Source organism: Candidatus Pantoea symbiotica (genome assembly GCF_056491525.1).
Genome location: NZ_JBSZHR010000002.1, coordinates 2,295,266 through 2,311,274 on the forward strand (window position 1 = coordinate 2,295,266; position 16,009 = coordinate 2,311,274).

Consider the following 16,009-nt stretch of genomic DNA (forward strand, 5'->3'; position numbering starts at 1 on the left):
TCTGCTGCGCGCCACATGATTTTCCTCAAGCTGTTCACTTCTGCGCCGATAACTCTTCTGGAGTTAAAAGAGCCTGCAAAAACAATAATTACCGACTACACACTCACCTTCGTTACGGAGAACACCGTTATGCGATTGACTCTTCGCGCGCGTCTGACATCGATTGTTGGCCTGCTGTGCATTTTACTGATTGTCGCGGCCATCTGGGGAATCATTGGCCTGCGCGCCGCCGACCAACGGGCGCAAAACGCCTACCAAAATGAGCTGTTACCGCTGCAATATTCGTCCCGCCTGTACCGCATGGTGCAGGAACAATCCTCGACACTTTTCGATGCCCTGCGCTACTGGACCGACAGCAGCGAAGTGGAGAAACGTCTGGCGCGCATTGCGCACTACGGCGAGCAGATCGCCAAAGACCGTCAAACCTGGCAGCAGCTGGCGTTTGATGCGCAAACCAAACCGCTCAGCCAGCAATTCATCACCCATCTCGACGGCTGGCAAAGCGCGCTGAAAGATGCCGGTGAATTGCTGAAGGGCGGCAACCCATCCGGCGCGCTGGTGGTGATTGAAACCCGTCTGCGCAGCGGCAGTCAGCTGCTCCAACAGGATATCGATCAACTTGATGCGCTGATGCGTCAGCATGCGGAACTCACCTATCAGCAAAGCAATAGCGATTATCAGTTGGCGCGTAACAGCCTGATTATCATTTTGCTGGCCGGGCTGAGCGTGGCGCTGGTTTTCGGCTGGCTGTTGATCCGCTCAATCAACCGTTCAATTGGTCAGGCACGCGAACTGGCCGAATCGATTGCAGCCGGTGAACTGAATCATGATATTGGCAGCGTTTCGCGCGATGAGATGGGCGAACTGATGCAGTCGCTATTGCGCATGGATGTGCGTCTGGCGGAGATCGTGCGTGAAGTGGGCGAAAGCGCCAGCGCGCTGAGTGATGCGGCGCGTCAGATGGCCGACGGCAATGACGATCTCTCTGAACGCACCCATTCGCAGGCCAGCTCGCTGGAGCAAACCGCTGCCAGCATGGAGCAGATGACCGCCACGGTGAAACACAACGCCGATAACGCCGCGCAGGCCAACGAACTGGCCACCGATGTGCGTCATCAGGCCGAACGCGGCAGCAGCGTATTGCGTGATGCGGTCAGTGCGATGGAGGAGATCGAATCCTCCAGCAAACGCATCGCCGATATCAACCGGGTGATTGATGAGATCGCCTTCCAGACTAACCTGCTGGCGCTCAACGCGGCTGTAGAAGCGGCACGCGCAGGCGAACAGGGACGCGGCTTTGCCGTGGTGGCGTCCGAAGTGCGCCAGTTGGCACAGCGATCCGCCGGGGCCGCGCACGAGATCAAAGCGTTGATTGATGCCAGCGTCGGTAAAGTGGAAGCCGGCAGCGCGCTGGTGCAGCGTTCTGGCGCGATGCTCAATGACATCAATCTGGGCGTGGCGCGCGTGGTGGATATTGTCGGTGAAATCGCCGTGGCTAGCCGCCAGCAATCCAGTGGCATTGAACAGGTCAACACCGCAGTAATTCAGATGGATGGCGCGACGCAGCAAAACGCCTCGCTGGTGCAGGAAGCCAGCGCCGCCAGCCAGACCGTCAGCGAACATGCCGGATTGCTGGTGGAGAAGATGGCCTTCTTCCGCCTGCAACAGCGCTAAGGAGCGACATGATGCGTAAACTTCTCGCGATGTTACTTGCCACGCCGCTGCTGAGCCACGCTGCGACCACGCTGAATATCGCCACCATCGCCAACGGCGATATGACCATCATGCAGCAGCTCGCCACGCGCTACGAACAGGAGCATCCGGACGTCAAACTGCAATGGCATGTGATGGATGATGGCGCACTGCGTCAGGCGGTGCTGTCGGCGATGAACAGCGGCCAGGCGCAGTTCGATGTCATCACCGTCGGCACCTATGAAGCGCCGCTGTGGGGCGAAAAAGGCTGGCTGGCGCCGCTGAATAAGCTGCCTGCCGATTACGACAGCGATGATCTCATCGCGCCGGTGCGCAAAGCCCTATCGTTCCAGCAAACGCTCTACGCCCTGCCGTTCTACGGTGAAAGCAGCATGACCTACTACCGCAAAGATCTGTTTGCGCAGAAAGGGTTAACCATGCCCGATAATCCCGACTGGACCGACATCAAAAACTTCGCCGCCAAACTCACCGATGCGCAAAAAGGGATTTACGGCCTGTGCCTGCGCGGCCAGCCTGGCTGGGGCGATAACGTGGCGTTCATGACCACCATGGCGAATGCTTATGGCGCGCAGTGGTTCGATGAAAACTGGCAGCCCACGCTCAATTCGCCGGAGTGGCGTGAAGCGTTGGGTGATTATCTGCAGGTGGTGAAGCAGGATGGCCCGCCGGATACGGTGAAAAACAGTTTCGGCCAGATTCTGCGCCTGACCGCGCAAGGCAAGTGCGCGATGTGGATCGACAGCACGGTAGCAGCCGGTTTGCTGGTTAATCCGCAGATCTCATTAGTCGCCGATAAGCTGGCCTTTGCGCCTGCGCCGGGCGGCATCACGCGTAATGGTTCGAACTGGTTATGGTCGTGGGCGCTGGCGGTACCGGCCAACACGCCGAATCGCGAGGAGGCGATAGCTTTTATTAGCTGGGCGACATCCAAACAGTACATCCAGCAAGTGGCCGATACCGTCGGCTGGGGCGCGGTGCCGCCGGGCAGCCGCAACTCCACTTATCAGCAGGCGAGCTATCAGCGTCTGGCGCCCTATGCCGCGCAGGTACGTGCGGCGATTGATTCCGCTACCGTCGAGCAGCCCACGCTCAATCCGGTGCCTTATCAGGGCGTGCAGTACGTGAGCATTCCTGGATTTGATCAGATGGGTAACGCCGTCGGGCAGAATCTGGCGGATATGCTGAGCGGCAAATTGACGCTGGATGAAACGCTGGCGAAGAATCAGCAAGACGTCGCGCGGATTTATCAGCAGTTGCATTGATGTTGTGGTCGCCATAAATGGCGACCCTACGAAACCTGTAGGGTGCGCATTAATGCGCACCTGGTTGCCACGAATATCGATCCAACAGCTGAATCCTGACAACACAGCTTGCGCGCGTTACACTAGCGCGCAAGTTGATATGCAGGAACACCGAATGAAAACCCCAGAAGAGTATTACGCTCAGGCACGCACGATGTTTTTCGCCGCCCACCCCGATTTACAATCCGCATTGGATGAACTGACCGAAAGCGATGCACGCCAGGCGAATTTGTCATTAGCGCAGTTACGGGCCTGGCATGCTGAACGTATTTATGCCGCGTTTTTACGTCAAAAGAAGCTGGACGGCATGCTGTTTTCCATTCAGCTGGCAGAACCCGACAAAGCCGTCGCTGCCGATGCCATTGAAAAGTATCTGAAATCTCACGCGGAAGCGTTAGGAATGACGTGGGAAGAGTTCTGCATCAAGAACGAGCTTTAAGTGCAACGCATTGAAAATGCATCAAAGATACATCTCCAACCACACAAATTGTTCAGGAAAAAGTTGTACAAGTCGATCGAACTTGTATAACTTACTCATCACGACGTAAGTCGTAGATTGTCCTTGAACGAATGGTGCTGTTGCACCGCCTCTGGAAGTGTTGCTGGATTTCCACTTCCAGAGGTCATATTTTTTCTACCCTTCTCGCTCGATCCCTTTCACTTCGATATAACTTGCCACCGCCAGCAGACGATTGACGTGGGTAAGCAGCAGATCCACATCCGACTGTAGAAATTCCTGCGATGCGCGTGAAGCGGTCACAATCGCCTCCTGCACCGTATCGGAAATGGTCAACGAGTTGTTCTCTTTCGCCTGAATCAGCAGCGCCGCAATCAATAATGACTGCGCCTCAACCTGCGCCACCAACTCCTTTGCTTCCACATCCATTTTTGCCATTTTCAATAAGATATCGATAACCAGTTGGCGCATATTTACCCCTGTTTTTATTTACAGTACTATATCGCACCCGATCCAATGAATGGAACGACCCTGATGTTTGTGGAGTTGATTTACGATAAGCGTAACGTGGCCGGATTACCGGGTGCACGTGAGATGATTTTGCAGGAGTTGGAAAAGCGTGTACAGCGCGTCTTTCCCGATATTGAGGTGCGCGTCAAACCAATGGAACGTAACGCGATAGATACCGATTTGAGTAAGAACGATAAAGCGACGGTTGCGCGGATTGTAGAAGAGATGTTCGATGAGGCAGAAATGTGGCTGGTGGCCGATTAGGCCACCAGTGCGTTGAACGCTTAGCTTTCCTGCTCAGCATGGTTGATGGCGATTTCCAGATCCTGAATCGCCTCATCAATGTCATCCAGCAGCTTGCCCTGTTTATTCAGCAAGGTATCGAAGCGTCCCGCATATTCTGTGTCTTTATACTCACCCGCATCAAAAGCCAGCCAGTGGGCAGACAGCGTCTCAGTGTTGGTCTGCGCGTAGTGGCGCATCTCTTTAAGCTGGGAGGTGACATCACGCAGGTAGTCAGTTTTGGTTTTTACAGTTTCTGTATCACTCATGCTATCTTCCTTTTCGCTTAATAAGACGATTTAAATAACGCTTGAATGATTAAAGGTAGTGCAAAATATCGAAGCTGCCTTAGGAATAATCGGAAGTGACTAAAACCTGTGAGTAAACAGGGGACATCCCGGTCCCCAATGGTGCGTCGTCAGGCACTACAGATATTTCCTCGCCAGCTCAATCAGCTCATCCTTCGCGGCATCACCCAGTTTGATCACGCCCTGCTCGACAAAGTTAAACGCGCGTCCGAAATCCTTCACGCCTTCTGAGAATGCCTGACTGGCGTCATGGCTCTGCGCCGCTGCGGCGGCTGGCGGCGCTTCGGCTGCAATGGGAGCAGCGGCTTCCGGTACGCTGGGCGGCGCAACCTCGGCTGCAGCAACGGGCGCAACCTCCACAAGCGCTGGTGTTATCGCCTCAGATGTAACAGCCGGTGCCGCTTCAGGTACCGCTGCGACTGCGACTGGCGTAGCCACTTCGTTGGCGAAATCTTCCGCAGGTGACGATGCGATGGTAGTGGTTGGATTGATAACAGTTTGATCGCTCATAATGCTCTCCTTCTTACTGAATAAAGACCGCAGTCGGGTAAGAGTGGCTGCAATCCACGTGGTAATTCGCATGCTGACCTCCTTAACGCTTGGGTTGAGGTGGCGATTTATCTCCTTCAGCCGGTTTCCCCTTATCAGCCGGATTGCTGATTGGGTGCTTCGCTATCCCATCGAGTTTGTTCTGCAGCGCCACCAACTGGCTGGTGAGTTCCGCCACGCGCGCTTCACGTCGTTCTGAGATCGTTCGATATTGCTGTCGAATCTCTTCAACGCGCTGATTGGCGCTGTTACTCACAAACAAAAACAACACCGTCATCGCCACGCACATCAGCGACAGCATCAGCAGAAAGCCGCCGAAGAACAGTTGGCGTCGATGGTTTTTCACTACGTACTCACTGTTTATCTGCATCATCACGACTCTCCTCCAGAGTGGTAATCAGTTGATTCACTTGGCTGCGAAACTTATCGCTATGTTCGGTTTCGGTGGTCGCCAGTAAAATACTCAGGGCGTTTTTGATCAGCCGCAGATCGGTTTCCAGCGAAGAGATTCGCCGCAGGTTTTTGTCATGTCGGACGCGTAACTCATCGTTTTCCTGACGCATCAAGGCATGACCTTCTTTGAGCAGCATCACCTGTTCTTTGTAGCTGGTGATGATCTCCCCGCCGGCACGATTGCTGGTGACGATAGCGGCGATACCCGCCATTAACGGTTTCCAGAACACAGCTGCTGCGCCGCCGCCGAGAAGCAACGCACCTACGCTGGTGACTAAACTACTTTCCATGCTTTACCTCTCACCCCTGGCAAGGGTTGTGCCCCATAAGCACGCTGACCACCCTTGCCAGCTTCGCGGTCAACGCCTGAATTTAAGTTTACTTTAACTTATGAATTTAAGTATACTTAAGTCGTTCCTTCAGGAGATGTCAAGATGATGAAAAAAGAATCTTCCGGTGAGCGCATCCGGGCACGACGTAAAGCACTACAGTTAACGCAGCAGGCGCTGGCGAAGAGCATCGGTGTATCGCATGTGGCTGTATCGCAATGGGAAAAAGAGGAAACCGTTCCGCGCGGCGAGAACTTACTGCGGCTGGCGGAGTGGCTGCAATGCACAGCGGCGTGGATTATTGATGGGGACGGCGAAGTGTTTGCCACCCACGCCAAAGCCGCGCCGGTTATGGCGGTTCCATTGATTAGCCTGGCGCAAGCGTCAATGTGGTTGGGCGAGCAGCGGTTGTTACTGAAACAGCAGGCAACACGCTTTCTCTACAGTGAAAGTCAATTGGGCGATGGCGCGCTGGCGGTCACGGTGGAAGACCATGCGATGCAGCCCGATTACCGGCCCGGAGACAGTGTGATCTTTGATCCAGACGTTCAGCCACAGCCTGGCGATGTGGTTTTGGCGCTGGTCGATGGCGTGGCGCTGGTGCGAATTTATCGTCTGCAAACGCAGCAGCAGGATGAGAAAATCTTCACATTGCGCGCGCTCAATGATGATTTTCCTCAGCTGCATTCTGAGGAAATTTCTCTGCAAATCATCGGCACGTTAATGGAGTTGAGGCGTTACCGAGGCGGCTAGCCGCTTCGCTTAAGCCATTATTTTAAAAAAAGTTTAGGCTGAGCGCGGGAAGCTATGGACAGACCCCGCTGTAAGCCTGTTAATCTAGCCGCAAAATAATAATTTAGCCGGACAATCGCCATGCTCACCACCATCCTTTATCGCAGCCATCTGCACGACCACGTGCCGATTAAAACGCTCGAAGATATGGTTGCTAAAGCCAATCGCAAAAACAAAAACTCGGATGTCACCGGCATCCTGCTGTTCGACGGCCTGCACTTCTTCCAACTGCTGGAAGGCCCGCGCGACGCGGTGCAAGGCATCTATCAGCGTATTTGTCAGGACGCACGCCACCACAATCTGGTGGAGTTAATGCACGACTTCGCGCCAGAACGCCGTTTTGGCAAAGTCGGCATGGAGCTGTTCGATCTGCGCGAGCATGACAAAGACACTGTGCTGCAAGCGGTACTGGATAAAGGCACCTCGCGTTATCAGCTCACCTACAAAGATCGTGCGCTGCAGTTTTTGCGTACTTTCGTGGTGGCGCGCGACAAAGAGAACTACTTTGAGATCCCACCCGCCAGCACCTGGGAATTTATTCCCGACGATGAATGGCTGAATGAGCTGGATGACCTTGATCAGAGCGTGCAGGATTGCCGCTTTGCCTTTCAGCCGATCATCGATCCCTTCGCACGCCGCGTGACCTCACTTGAAGCGCTGATTCGTACGCCGAACGGCGGCTCGCCGGAAGAGTATTTCTCTGCGTTTGGTGGTGAGGCGATTTATCACGCGGATATTCAGTCGAAACGCCTGGCGTTTAACGTGGCGAGCAAACTGGGGATTGGCGAGCATCGCCTGTCGATCAACCTGCTACCGATGTCGCTGGTGACGGTGCCAAACGCGGTGGATTTCCTGCTGGCCGAGATCAAAGCCAGCGGGCTGGTGCCGCAGCAGGTGATCGTCGAAGTGACCGAAAATGAGATCATTTCGCGCTCAGATGAATTTGCTGCCGAAGTGAGAAAGTTGAAAGCGGCGGGTATCAGCCTGGCGCTGGACGATTTTGGTGCCGGTTTTGCTGGCTTGTCGCTGTTATCGAAATTCCAGCCGGACAAAATCAAAATCGATCGCGAGATTATCCGCGATGTGCATAAAAGCGGCCCGAAGCAGGCGATCATGCACGCCATCATTAAATGCTGCGCATCGCTGGAAATCGCGGTGATTGCCGAAGGTGTGGAACAAGCCGAAGAGTGGATGTGGCTGGAAGCGGCGGGCATTAGCCAGTTCCAGGGTTTCCTGTTTGCGCATCCGCTGTTGAATGGATTCCCGGCGGTGGCGTGGCCTGAGATTAAATAGTGTGGCGGTCGCCATAAATGGCGACCCTGCAACTAATAATACGTAACCTCGATATTGCCATACTGCTTATCAACCACCTCGCCCGCCGCGTCGGTGGTAATAATGTCGCAATAATAAGGAACAGCGTTTTTATATTTGCAGACATTGCTGACGGTTTTAATTTGGTCATTACGCTTCACCGTGGTGACCACGTCAGAAATCTTTTTCTTATCTTCTGCCCGCACTGCTGTAGCACGCGACACTTCCGTTCCGGCCTGAGTAATACTCAATACCGCCATTTCACCCGCGCTGTTATAGGCGAGGTGAAACGCTGCATCGGAAGCAGGCGATGAGATCTGCTCCACCAAACCCTGTTTGTTGTAGGCAATATCTACCGTCATGCTCGGCGTGACTTTCTTCACCATGGCGCAGTTTTTATCCAGCGTCACCACCACGTCCTGACCGTTTTCGCTGCCTTTTAATGCGTCGCCGTCGCGCGCAACCTCAATCACTTCGCCCTCTTTGCCCACCGACTTAACATGCGTTGGACAGCCGTTGCGGTCGAAATCGACGTTCACTTCGAAGATTTGCTGACCGTCGGCGGTAAACAGCGTTTGATGGGTATTTTTGACTTTTCCAGGCAGCGCTTCGAATTGATACAGATAGGCAAAGTTTTTCATTTGCGGGTAATACGTCGCTTCATCCTTGTCACATCCTGCAAGCAGAACGATGGCGATTAAAAACAGCAGGGTTTTCTTCACGTGAGAATCCTCTTCTCAAAATAAGGCAGCGCGTTGGGCGGTGTATTCACTGTGATGCAGCAACCTTCCCGCCTGAGATAAAACCATCACCGCGCTGAACTATACTCGAAAGAAATACCCGAAAGAAAGCCGAAAGAAACTACACCTGCATACTCATAATATCGGTATACGCCGACACCAGTTTGTTACGCACCTGCACGCCCATCTGCATGGAAATAGAGGATTTTTGCAGATCGACCATCACATCGTTTAACTGGATGCCCGGTTTACCCATTTCAAAATCCTGCGCTTGCGCGCGCGCCGTTGTCTGGGTTTCGCTGATCTTGTCGAGTGCTGCTTTCATGGTGGCACTAAAATCGACCTGATTGGTGGATTCCGCCTGCTTACCGCTGGCCTGCAGAGACGTCATCTGCAGCTGCTGCAGCACACCCTCAATCGCCTGAATTGACATTGCCTGACCCCTAATGAAGAAGTGATTAAATTTTCACGATGAGAAAGTTAACACACTGTCAATAGGACAAAGGCGCTAAATGACCGCAAAAAACCCGGCTTATCCACCCATCGATGTGACCCGAATCATCAAATAATGCCTGCCAATAAGTGGAATTTAATTTTCCTCCCCCCTGAATTTGGGGGAAGTCTTCAGGGAGTTCGTTTTGTCACCACTAATAATTTCAGGCAGGAATCGGTCATGAATGCGAGTGCAGCCGCTACACCAGAGACAGCAAAGAAAGGCTTCAGTGACCTTCTCGCCCGCCTGCGCGCCAATCCGCGAATTCCTTTAATTATTGCTGCCGCTGCGGTTATCGCAGTGGTGTTTGCGTTGGTGCTGTGGGCAAAAGCGCCAGACTATCGCGTCCTCTATAACAACCTCTCCGATGAGGACGGCGGTGCGATTGTCACGCAGCTGACGCAAATGAACATCCCTTACCAGTTCGCCGATAACGGTGGAGCACTGATGGTGCCCGCCGATAAAGTGCATGAGCTGCGTCTGCGTCTGGCGCAACAAGGTCTGCCGAAAGGCGGCAACGTTGGCTTCGAACTGATGGACAAAGAGAAGTTCGGTATCAGCCAGTTCAGCGAACAGATCAACTATCAGCGTGCGCTGGAAGGTGAACTGTCGCGCACCATCGAAACGCTCGGTCCGGTAAAGAGCGTGCGCGTGCATCTGGCGATGCCAAAACCAACCTTGTTCGTGCGTGAGCAGAAAGCCCCTTCCGCTTCGGTAACGCTGAATCTGCAACCTGGCCGCGCGTTAGATGAAGGCCAGATTCAGGCTATTCAGCATATGGTCTCCAGCAGCGTGGCCGGTTTACCGCCGGGCAACGTTACCGTTGTCGATCAGGCCGGTCGTCTGTTGACCCGCTCCGATAGCGAAGGTCGCGACCTGAATGATGCGCAACTGAAATATGCCTCTGAAGTGGAAGCCCGCTTCCAGCAGCGCATCGAAGCGATCCTCAATCCAATTGTTGGTCAGGGCAATGTGCATGCGCAGGTGACGGCGCAGATCAACTTTGACCGCAGCGAGCAGACCGACGAGAAATACCAGCCGAACGCCAATCCAGGCAATACCGCCGTGCGTTCTCGCCAGACCAGCAACTCCGAACAAAATGGCAGCCCATATCCTGGCGGCGTGCCGGGTGCGTTGTCGAATCAGCCTGCGCCAGCCAACACCGCGCCGGTGACCAATCCGCCAGCTAATAACAACAATAATGCCAATGGTCAGAACGCTAACGCGCAAAACGCCAATGCGCAGAATAACGGCAGCACCACCAGCACCGCACAACCTTCTGGCCCGAGCAGCTCGACGCGCAACGACACGGTTAACTACGAGCTGGATCGTACCATTCGTCATACCAAGCTCAACGTCGGCGATGTGCAGCGCCTGTCGGTTGCCGTGGTGGTGAACTACCGCGACGACGGCAAAGGCAAAGCGGTGGCGCTGAATGATCAGCAGATCAAGCAGATTGAAGATTTAACCCGCGAAGCGATGGGCTATTCGCAGACCCGTGGCGACAGCGTCAATGTGGTGAACTCGCAGTTCAACATGACCGAGCCAGCCGGTGGCGACCTGCCATTCTGGCAGCAGCAATCGTTCTTCGATCAGATGATGACTGCTGGTCGCTGGCTGCTGGTGGCGTTGGTTGGCTTCATCCTCTATCGCAAGCTGGTACGTCCACAGCTGATGCGTAAGAAAGAGCAGGAGAAAGCAGCAGCGGAAGCGCTGGCGGCACGTGCTGCGGCAATGGAAGAGGAAGAAGCCTTTAGCGTTCAGCTCAGCAAAGACGAGCTGGATCAGGAGCGTAAATCTACTAACCGCATGAGCGCCGAGGTGATGAGCCAGCGTATCCGCGACATGTCTGAAAACGATCCGCGCGTCGTCGCGCTGGTTATCCGCGAATGGATGAGTAAAGAACTATGAGTCTGACCGGTACAGAAAAAAGCGCCATTCTGATGATGACCATCGGCGAAGAGCGCGCGGCGGAGGTGTTCAAACACCTCAACCAGCGTGAAGTTCAGCACCTGAGTGGCGCCATGGCCAACATGCGCCAGGTTTCACACAAACAGCTGACCGAAGTGTTGCGTGAGTTCGAAATCGATGCGGAACAGTTTGCGGCGCTGAGCCTCAACTCCAACGATTACCTGCGTTCAGTGCTGATCAAAGCGCTGGGCGAGGAGCGCGCCTCAAGCCTGCTGGAAGATATTCTCGAGAAAAACGAGACCACCAGCGGCATGGAAACGCTCAACTTCATGGAACCACAGGCCGCCGCCGACCTTATTCGCGACGAGCATCCGCAGATTATCGCCACCATTTTGGTGCACCTCAAACGTTCCCAGGCGGCAGATATTCTGGCGCTGTTCGACGAGCGTCTGCGTCACGATGTGATGCTGCGTATCGCGACGTTCGGTGGTGTCCAGCCGGCGGCGCTGGCGGAACTGACCGAAGTGCTCAACGGCCTGTTGGATGGTACCAACCTCAAGCGCGCGAAGATGGGCGGCGTGAGAACCGCAGCAGAAATTATCAACCTGATGAAAACCCAGCAGGAAGAAGCGGTTATCGAAGCGGTACGCGACTTCGATGGCGAGCTGGCACAGAAGATCATCGACGAGATGTTCCTGTTCGAAAACCTGGTGGAAGTGGACGACCGCAGCATCCAGCGCCTGTTGCAGGAAGTGGAATCCGAGCAGTTGCTGGTGGCATTGAAAGGTGCCGAGCAGCCGCTGCGCGAGAAGTTCCTCAAAAACATGTCCGCTCGTGCGGCCGATATCCTGCGCGACGATCTGGCCAACCGTGGTCCGGTACGTATGTCGGCGGTGGAGAACGAACAGAAGGCCATTCTTCTGGTGGTGCGCCGCTTAGCAGAATCCGGCGAGATGGTAATTGGTGGTGGCGAGGAAACCTATGTCTGATGCCTTTTCCGCCCGCGCGTGGCAGCGCTGGCAGCCTGATGATTTAGGCAGCCCGTTTGGTGCCGAACCGGAGCCTCAGTTAGAGGAGCCGGAGATCGATGTTGAACTGAGCGCCGAAGCGGAACAGCAGCAACAGCTGGAACGCATGCAGCAGCAGATGCGCAAAGATGCGCAGACGCAGGGCTACAGCGAAGGCTATCAAAAGGGTTTTGCCGAAGCGCAACAGAACGGTTATGACGCCGGATTCCAGCAAGGTTTAGCCGATGCACAGCAGCAGCAAGCGCCGCTGCAGGCACGTATGCAGCAGCTGGTGACCGAGTTCCATCACACGCTGGAAGCGCTCGACAGCGTGATCGCTTCACGTCTGATGCAGCTGGCACTGGAAGCCGCGCGCACGGTGATTGGCCAGGCCACGCAGGTGGATGGCACCGCCCTGCTGCGTCAAATCCAGCAGCTGATTCAGCAGGAGCCGATGTTCAGCGGCAAGCCGCAGCTGCGCGTCCATCCGGATGATTTGCAGCGCATTGAGCAGACGCTCGGTCCCACGCTCGATCTGCACGGCTGGCGTTTGCTGGCCGACAGCACGCTGCATCCCGGCGGCTGTAAGCTCAGTGCGGAAGATGGCGATCTTGATGCGAGCGTGGCAACGCGCTGGCAGGAGCTGTGCCGCCTGGCCGCTCCGGGGACACTGTAATGACCTCCTCACGCCTTTCACGCTGGCTCGGCGCACTCGATGCCTTCGAAGAGCGTATTTCGCAGGTGCAAACCGTGCGTCGCTACGGACGCCTGACGCGCGCCACCGGCTTAGTGCTGGAAGCCACCGGCCTGCAACTGCCGCTCGGTGCTACCTGCATTATTGAACGTACCGATGGCAGCAAGATCACTGAAGTGGAAAGTGAAGTGGTCGGCTTCAACGGCCAGAAATTGTTAATGATGCCGCTGGAAGAAGTGGACGGCATTTTACCGGGCGCACGCGTTTATGCGCGCGTCAGTGGCGACAGCGGGCACAGCGGCAAACAGATGCTGCTGGGCCCGGAACTGTTAGGCCGCGTACTCGACGGCAGCGGCAAACCACTGGATGGTTTGCCGGCACCGGAAACCGGCTATCGCGCCCCGCTGATCACCGCACCGTTTAACCCGCTGCAACGTACGCCGATAGAAGATGTGCTGGATACCGGCGTGCGCGCCATCAATGCCCTGCTCACCGTGGGTCGCGGTCAACGTATGGGCCTGTTCGCCGGTTCCGGCGTGGGTAAAAGCGTGCTGCTCGGCATGATGGCGCGTTACACCAAAGCCGATGTGATTGTGGTGGGCTTGATTGGTGAACGTGGTCGTGAAGTAAAAGAGTTCATTGAAAACATTCTCGGTGCCGAAGGCCGCGCGCGTTCGGTAGTGATCGCCGCACCCGCTGACGTCTCGCCGCTGCTGCGTATGCAGGGCGCGGCGTATGCCACGCGTATCGCCGAAGATTTCCGCGATCGCGGCCAGCACGTGCTGCTGATTATGGATTCCCTCACCCGCTACGCCATGGCGCAACGTGAAATCGCGCTGGCCATCGGTGAGCCGCCAGCCACCAAAGGTTATCCGCCTTCGGTGTTCGCCAAACTGCCCGCGCTGGTGGAACGCGCCGGTAACGGTACGCACGGCGGCGGTTCGATCACCGCGTTTTATACCGTATTGACCGAAGGCGACGATCAGCAAGACCCGATTGCCGACTCGGCGCGTGCGATTCTCGACGGCCACATTGTGCTGTCGCGCCGTCTGGCGGAAGCCGGTCACTATCCGGCGATTGATATTGAAGCATCGATCAGCCGCGCCATGACCTCATTAATTGATGAGACGCATTATGCGCGCGTGCGCCAGTTCAAACAGTTGCTCTCCAGCTTCCAGCGTAACCGCGATCTGGTGAGTGTGGGTGCGTATGCCGCAGGCAGCGATCCGATGCTGGACCGCGCCATCAAGCTCTATCCCGAGATGGAAGCTTTCCTGCATCAGGGCATTTTCGAACGCAGCGACTACGACGATGCCTGTTTGCATCTGCAGGCGATGTTCGGTTAACGCCAAACGAGGTTAAGTCATGAAAACGGCCAGTGCGATCAACAAGCTGCGCGATATGGCGGAGCAGGAACTGGAGAGTGCGGTAATTCACCTCGGCGATATGCGTCGTGGTGTGCAGCAGGCCGACGAACAGCTCAGCATGCTGCTGGATTATCAGGATGAGTATCGCAACAAGCTCAATCAGGATATGTCCGGCGGCATCGCCAGCACGCGCTGGACCAATTATCACCAGTTTATTCAGACGCTGGAAAAAGCCATCGAACAGCATCGCCAACAGCTTTCCCAGTGGAATCAGCGCCTCGACACCGCGCTGAGCAACTGGCGTGAAAAGCATAAGCGACTCAATGCTTATCAAACGCTGATCACGCGCGCTGAGGAAAACGCATTACGACAAGAAAACCGTCTCGATCAGAAACGGATGGATGAATTTGCCCAACGGGCCGCATTGAGGAAAGGCGAATGATTACGCTGCCAACAGTTGCTACGCAAACCTCGGTTTTGGGAGACGCTGACAGTTCAATTTCATCAGATCTTTTGCAGGGCGCAGATAGTCTGCCGCAGGGATTTATTACTGAACTCGGCAACCGCTTGCTGACGCTGGTAAAGCAACAAGCTGTTAACACGCAATCGACTGATCTGACAACAGAAGTTGATGAAAAAGACGTCAGCAAGGCCTCTTTAAGCGCGTTATTGCAGGCGCTGGATAAACCAGATGCGTTAAACGCACTTTTACAGCCGGAAAACACTAAAGCCACGCTGAAATCAGCCGATGATAAAGACAAGAGTGAGGCAAGTTCGTTAACTGCCAGCGACTTACAGAATGTGCAGGCGTTATTCGCCATGTTGCCGGTGGCGGTTGAGAACCGCACCAGCACAGCCACGGTAAGTAGCGGCACAGGCGAAGGCAAAACCGACACTCGCGCTTCGCTTAATTCAGCATTGTTAAGCGGTTCGCTTGAAGGTGCAGTAAAAGAAGAAACAGCACAGCCGGGTAGCACAGCGAAGAAATCCAGCGATGCTGGAACGCTCTTAACGCAAACGGCTGCCAGCACGCAGACCAGCAGCAGCGTCAACACCAGCGCCAGTAACAGCAGCGGCTTGACGCTGGATGAGAGTTTTAAGCAGGTGCTGAATGCGCTGAGTAAGCCGGAAGAGCGCACCGCCGCGCAGAGCAGTGATGACCCGGTGACGCCATTAACCAGCGCACCGCTCAGCGCCACCAGTTCGCTGGTGAGCAGCACTGCTTCGACCAGCACCACGCCGTCGACGCCCATGCTGAATGCGCAGCTCGGCAGCAGCGAGTGGCAGCAGGCGCTGAGTCAGCAGATTGTGATGTTTAGCCGCAACGGGCAGCAGAACGCCGAATTGCGTTTACATCCGCAGGATCTGGGCGCTATCCAGATCAGCCTGACGCTTGATAAGGATCAGGCACAGTTAAGTATGGTTTCCAGCCACAGCCAAGTGAGGGCCGCGCTGGAAGCGGCTCTCCCTCAGCTGCGTACAGCGCTGGCGGAGAGCGGAATAAACCTGGGACAGAGTAACGTCAGCAGCGACGCCTTCGCACAGGGCCAGAGTTATCAGGGCCAGCAGGAAGGACGTCGTGACGGACAGCACGGCAGCTTTACCCTCTCCCAGGACAGTGACAACGAGATAACGCCTATTGCCGTCCCGGCAGCCCTTCAAGCGCGCGCGGCCGGTAACGGCGCTGTCGATATCTTTGCCTGACAGCCGCTAAACGCTGAAGGTAAGCGTAAAACCCGCGTCTTTTCTTCCCATTGTTTGACTTAAGACGCGGGATAATCTGTCCAGGTAA

Annotated in this window: 19 protein-coding genes; 12 read left to right on the forward strand and 7 right to left on the reverse strand. The window is 55.3% G+C overall.

The features are described 5' to 3' along the window. Window positions 1–129: 129 nt before the first annotated feature. The 3 genes from ACXIZX_RS11275 (at window position 130) to ACXIZX_RS11285 (ending at window position 3,453) form a co-directional block, all read left to right on the forward strand. Complete coding sequence (locus tag ACXIZX_RS11275; protein ID WP_479404179.1) at window positions 130–1,674, forward strand: methyl-accepting chemotaxis protein; 1,545 nt, start codon at window positions 130–132, stop codon at window positions 1,672–1,674. 8 nt (window positions 1,675–1,682) lie between these two features. Then, window positions 1,683–2,975, forward strand: a complete 1,293-nt coding sequence (locus ACXIZX_RS11280) for an ABC transporter substrate-binding protein (RefSeq protein ID WP_479404180.1) — start codon at window positions 1,683–1,685, stop codon at window positions 2,973–2,975. Window positions 2,976–3,129: 154 nt separating this feature from the next. Beyond that, window positions 3,130–3,453, forward strand: coding sequence for a DUF6388 family protein (locus ACXIZX_RS11285; protein ID WP_179450306.1), 324 nt, complete (start codon window positions 3,130–3,132; stop codon window positions 3,451–3,453). Between the two features lie 195 nt (window positions 3,454–3,648). On the opposite strand, the gene iraP is transcribed toward ACXIZX_RS11285, so the two are convergent. Then, the gene (iraP, locus tag ACXIZX_RS11290) at window positions 3,649–3,942 is read right to left on the reverse strand and encodes an anti-adapter protein IraP (RefSeq protein WP_061717593.1); all 294 of its coding nucleotides are present in this window, start codon (window positions 3,940–3,942) and stop codon (window positions 3,649–3,651) included. Window positions 3,943–4,005: 63 nt separating this feature from the next. Between iraP and ACXIZX_RS11295 the strand changes: the two genes are divergently transcribed. Beyond that, window positions 4,006–4,245 (forward strand): DinI-like family protein, encoded by a 240-nt coding sequence (locus ACXIZX_RS11295; protein ID WP_008105373.1) that lies wholly within the window; start codon window positions 4,006–4,008, stop codon window positions 4,243–4,245. Between the two features lie 20 nt (window positions 4,246–4,265). On the opposite strand, the gene ACXIZX_RS11300 is transcribed toward ACXIZX_RS11295, so the two are convergent. The 4 genes from ACXIZX_RS11300 to ACXIZX_RS11315 all read right to left on the reverse strand — a co-directional run bounded on the left by ACXIZX_RS11300 (window position 4,266) and on the right by ACXIZX_RS11315 (window position 5,863). Then, window positions 4,266–4,532: a hypothetical protein gene (locus tag ACXIZX_RS11300; protein WP_008105375.1), complete on the reverse strand. Its 267-nt coding sequence runs from the start codon at window positions 4,530–4,532 to the stop codon at window positions 4,266–4,268. 156 nt (window positions 4,533–4,688) lie between these two features. Further along, entirely contained in the window at window positions 4,689–5,081 is a 393-nt protein-coding gene (locus ACXIZX_RS11305; protein ID WP_179450304.1) for a hypothetical protein, read from the reverse strand. A gap of 82 nt (window positions 5,082–5,163) precedes the next feature. Next, window positions 5,164–5,493, reverse strand: coding sequence for a hypothetical protein (locus ACXIZX_RS11310; RefSeq protein ID WP_179450302.1), 330 nt, complete (start codon window positions 5,491–5,493; stop codon window positions 5,164–5,166). After that, a complete protein-coding gene (locus tag ACXIZX_RS11315) occupies window positions 5,474–5,863 on the reverse strand; it encodes a hypothetical protein (RefSeq protein WP_008105381.1) in 390 nt (129 codons plus the stop codon). Before ACXIZX_RS11315 ends, ACXIZX_RS11310 begins: the two co-directional genes overlap by 20 nt. Window positions 5,864–6,007: 144 nt before the next feature. On the opposite strand from ACXIZX_RS11315, the gene ACXIZX_RS11320 reads away from it, so the two are divergent. Both ACXIZX_RS11320 and ACXIZX_RS11325 read left to right on the forward strand, forming a co-directional pair. After that, the gene (locus ACXIZX_RS11320; protein WP_179450300.1) at window positions 6,008–6,655 is read left to right on the forward strand and encodes a S24 family peptidase; all 648 of its coding nucleotides are present in this window, start codon (window positions 6,008–6,010) and stop codon (window positions 6,653–6,655) included. A gap of 120 nt (window positions 6,656–6,775) precedes the next feature. Beyond that, window positions 6,776–7,987 carry a diguanylate phosphodiesterase gene (locus ACXIZX_RS11325; RefSeq protein WP_008105386.1) on the forward strand — a complete coding sequence of 404 codons (1,212 nt, stop codon included), beginning with the start codon at window positions 6,776–6,778 and terminating at the stop codon, window positions 7,985–7,987. A gap of 32 nt (window positions 7,988–8,019) precedes the next feature. Here ACXIZX_RS11325 and ACXIZX_RS11330 read toward each other — a convergent pair whose 3' ends face one another. Together ACXIZX_RS11330 and fliE are read right to left on the reverse strand one after the other, a co-directional pair. After that, entirely contained in the window at window positions 8,020–8,727 is a 708-nt protein-coding gene (locus tag ACXIZX_RS11330; RefSeq protein WP_179450297.1) for a YnfC family lipoprotein, read from the reverse strand. A gap of 139 nt (window positions 8,728–8,866) precedes the next feature. After that, window positions 8,867–9,178: a flagellar hook-basal body complex protein FliE gene (fliE, locus tag ACXIZX_RS11335; protein ID WP_008105389.1), complete on the reverse strand. Its 312-nt coding sequence runs from the start codon at window positions 9,176–9,178 to the stop codon at window positions 8,867–8,869. A gap of 240 nt (window positions 9,179–9,418) precedes the next feature. Between fliE and fliF the strand changes: the two genes are divergently transcribed. From fliF to ACXIZX_RS11365, 6 genes are read left to right on the forward strand one after another with little or no spacing between them, the layout of a single operon-like run. Then, window positions 9,419–11,149 (forward strand): flagellar basal-body MS-ring/collar protein FliF, encoded by a 1,731-nt coding sequence (fliF, locus tag ACXIZX_RS11340; protein ID WP_479404181.1) that lies wholly within the window; start codon window positions 9,419–9,421, stop codon window positions 11,147–11,149. Continuing rightward, on the forward strand, window positions 11,146–12,138 hold the full coding sequence (gene fliG / locus ACXIZX_RS11345) for a flagellar motor switch protein FliG (RefSeq protein ID WP_008105392.1): 993 nt from the start codon (window positions 11,146–11,148) through the stop codon (window positions 12,136–12,138). The genes fliF and fliG overlap by 4 nt, the downstream gene beginning before the upstream one ends. Next, window positions 12,131–12,832: a flagellar assembly protein FliH gene (gene fliH / locus ACXIZX_RS11350; RefSeq protein ID WP_137386041.1), complete on the forward strand. Its 702-nt coding sequence runs from the start codon at window positions 12,131–12,133 to the stop codon at window positions 12,830–12,832. The genes fliG and fliH overlap by 8 nt, the downstream gene beginning before the upstream one ends. Continuing rightward, window positions 12,832–14,196 carry a flagellar protein export ATPase FliI gene (fliI, locus tag ACXIZX_RS11355; RefSeq protein ID WP_008105395.1) on the forward strand — a complete coding sequence of 455 codons (1,365 nt, stop codon included), beginning with the start codon at window positions 12,832–12,834 and terminating at the stop codon, window positions 14,194–14,196. Before fliH ends, fliI begins: the two co-directional genes overlap by 1 nt. Before the next feature lie 19 nt (window positions 14,197–14,215). Then, window positions 14,216–14,659, forward strand: coding sequence for a flagellar export protein FliJ (gene fliJ / locus ACXIZX_RS11360; protein WP_008105396.1), 444 nt, complete (start codon window positions 14,216–14,218; stop codon window positions 14,657–14,659). Beyond that, on the forward strand, window positions 14,656–15,921 hold the full coding sequence (locus tag ACXIZX_RS11365; protein WP_479404182.1) for a flagellar hook-length control protein FliK: 1,266 nt from the start codon (window positions 14,656–14,658) through the stop codon (window positions 15,919–15,921). The genes fliJ and ACXIZX_RS11365 overlap by 4 nt, the downstream gene beginning before the upstream one ends. The last annotated feature ends 88 nt before the right edge of the window (window positions 15,922–16,009 follow it).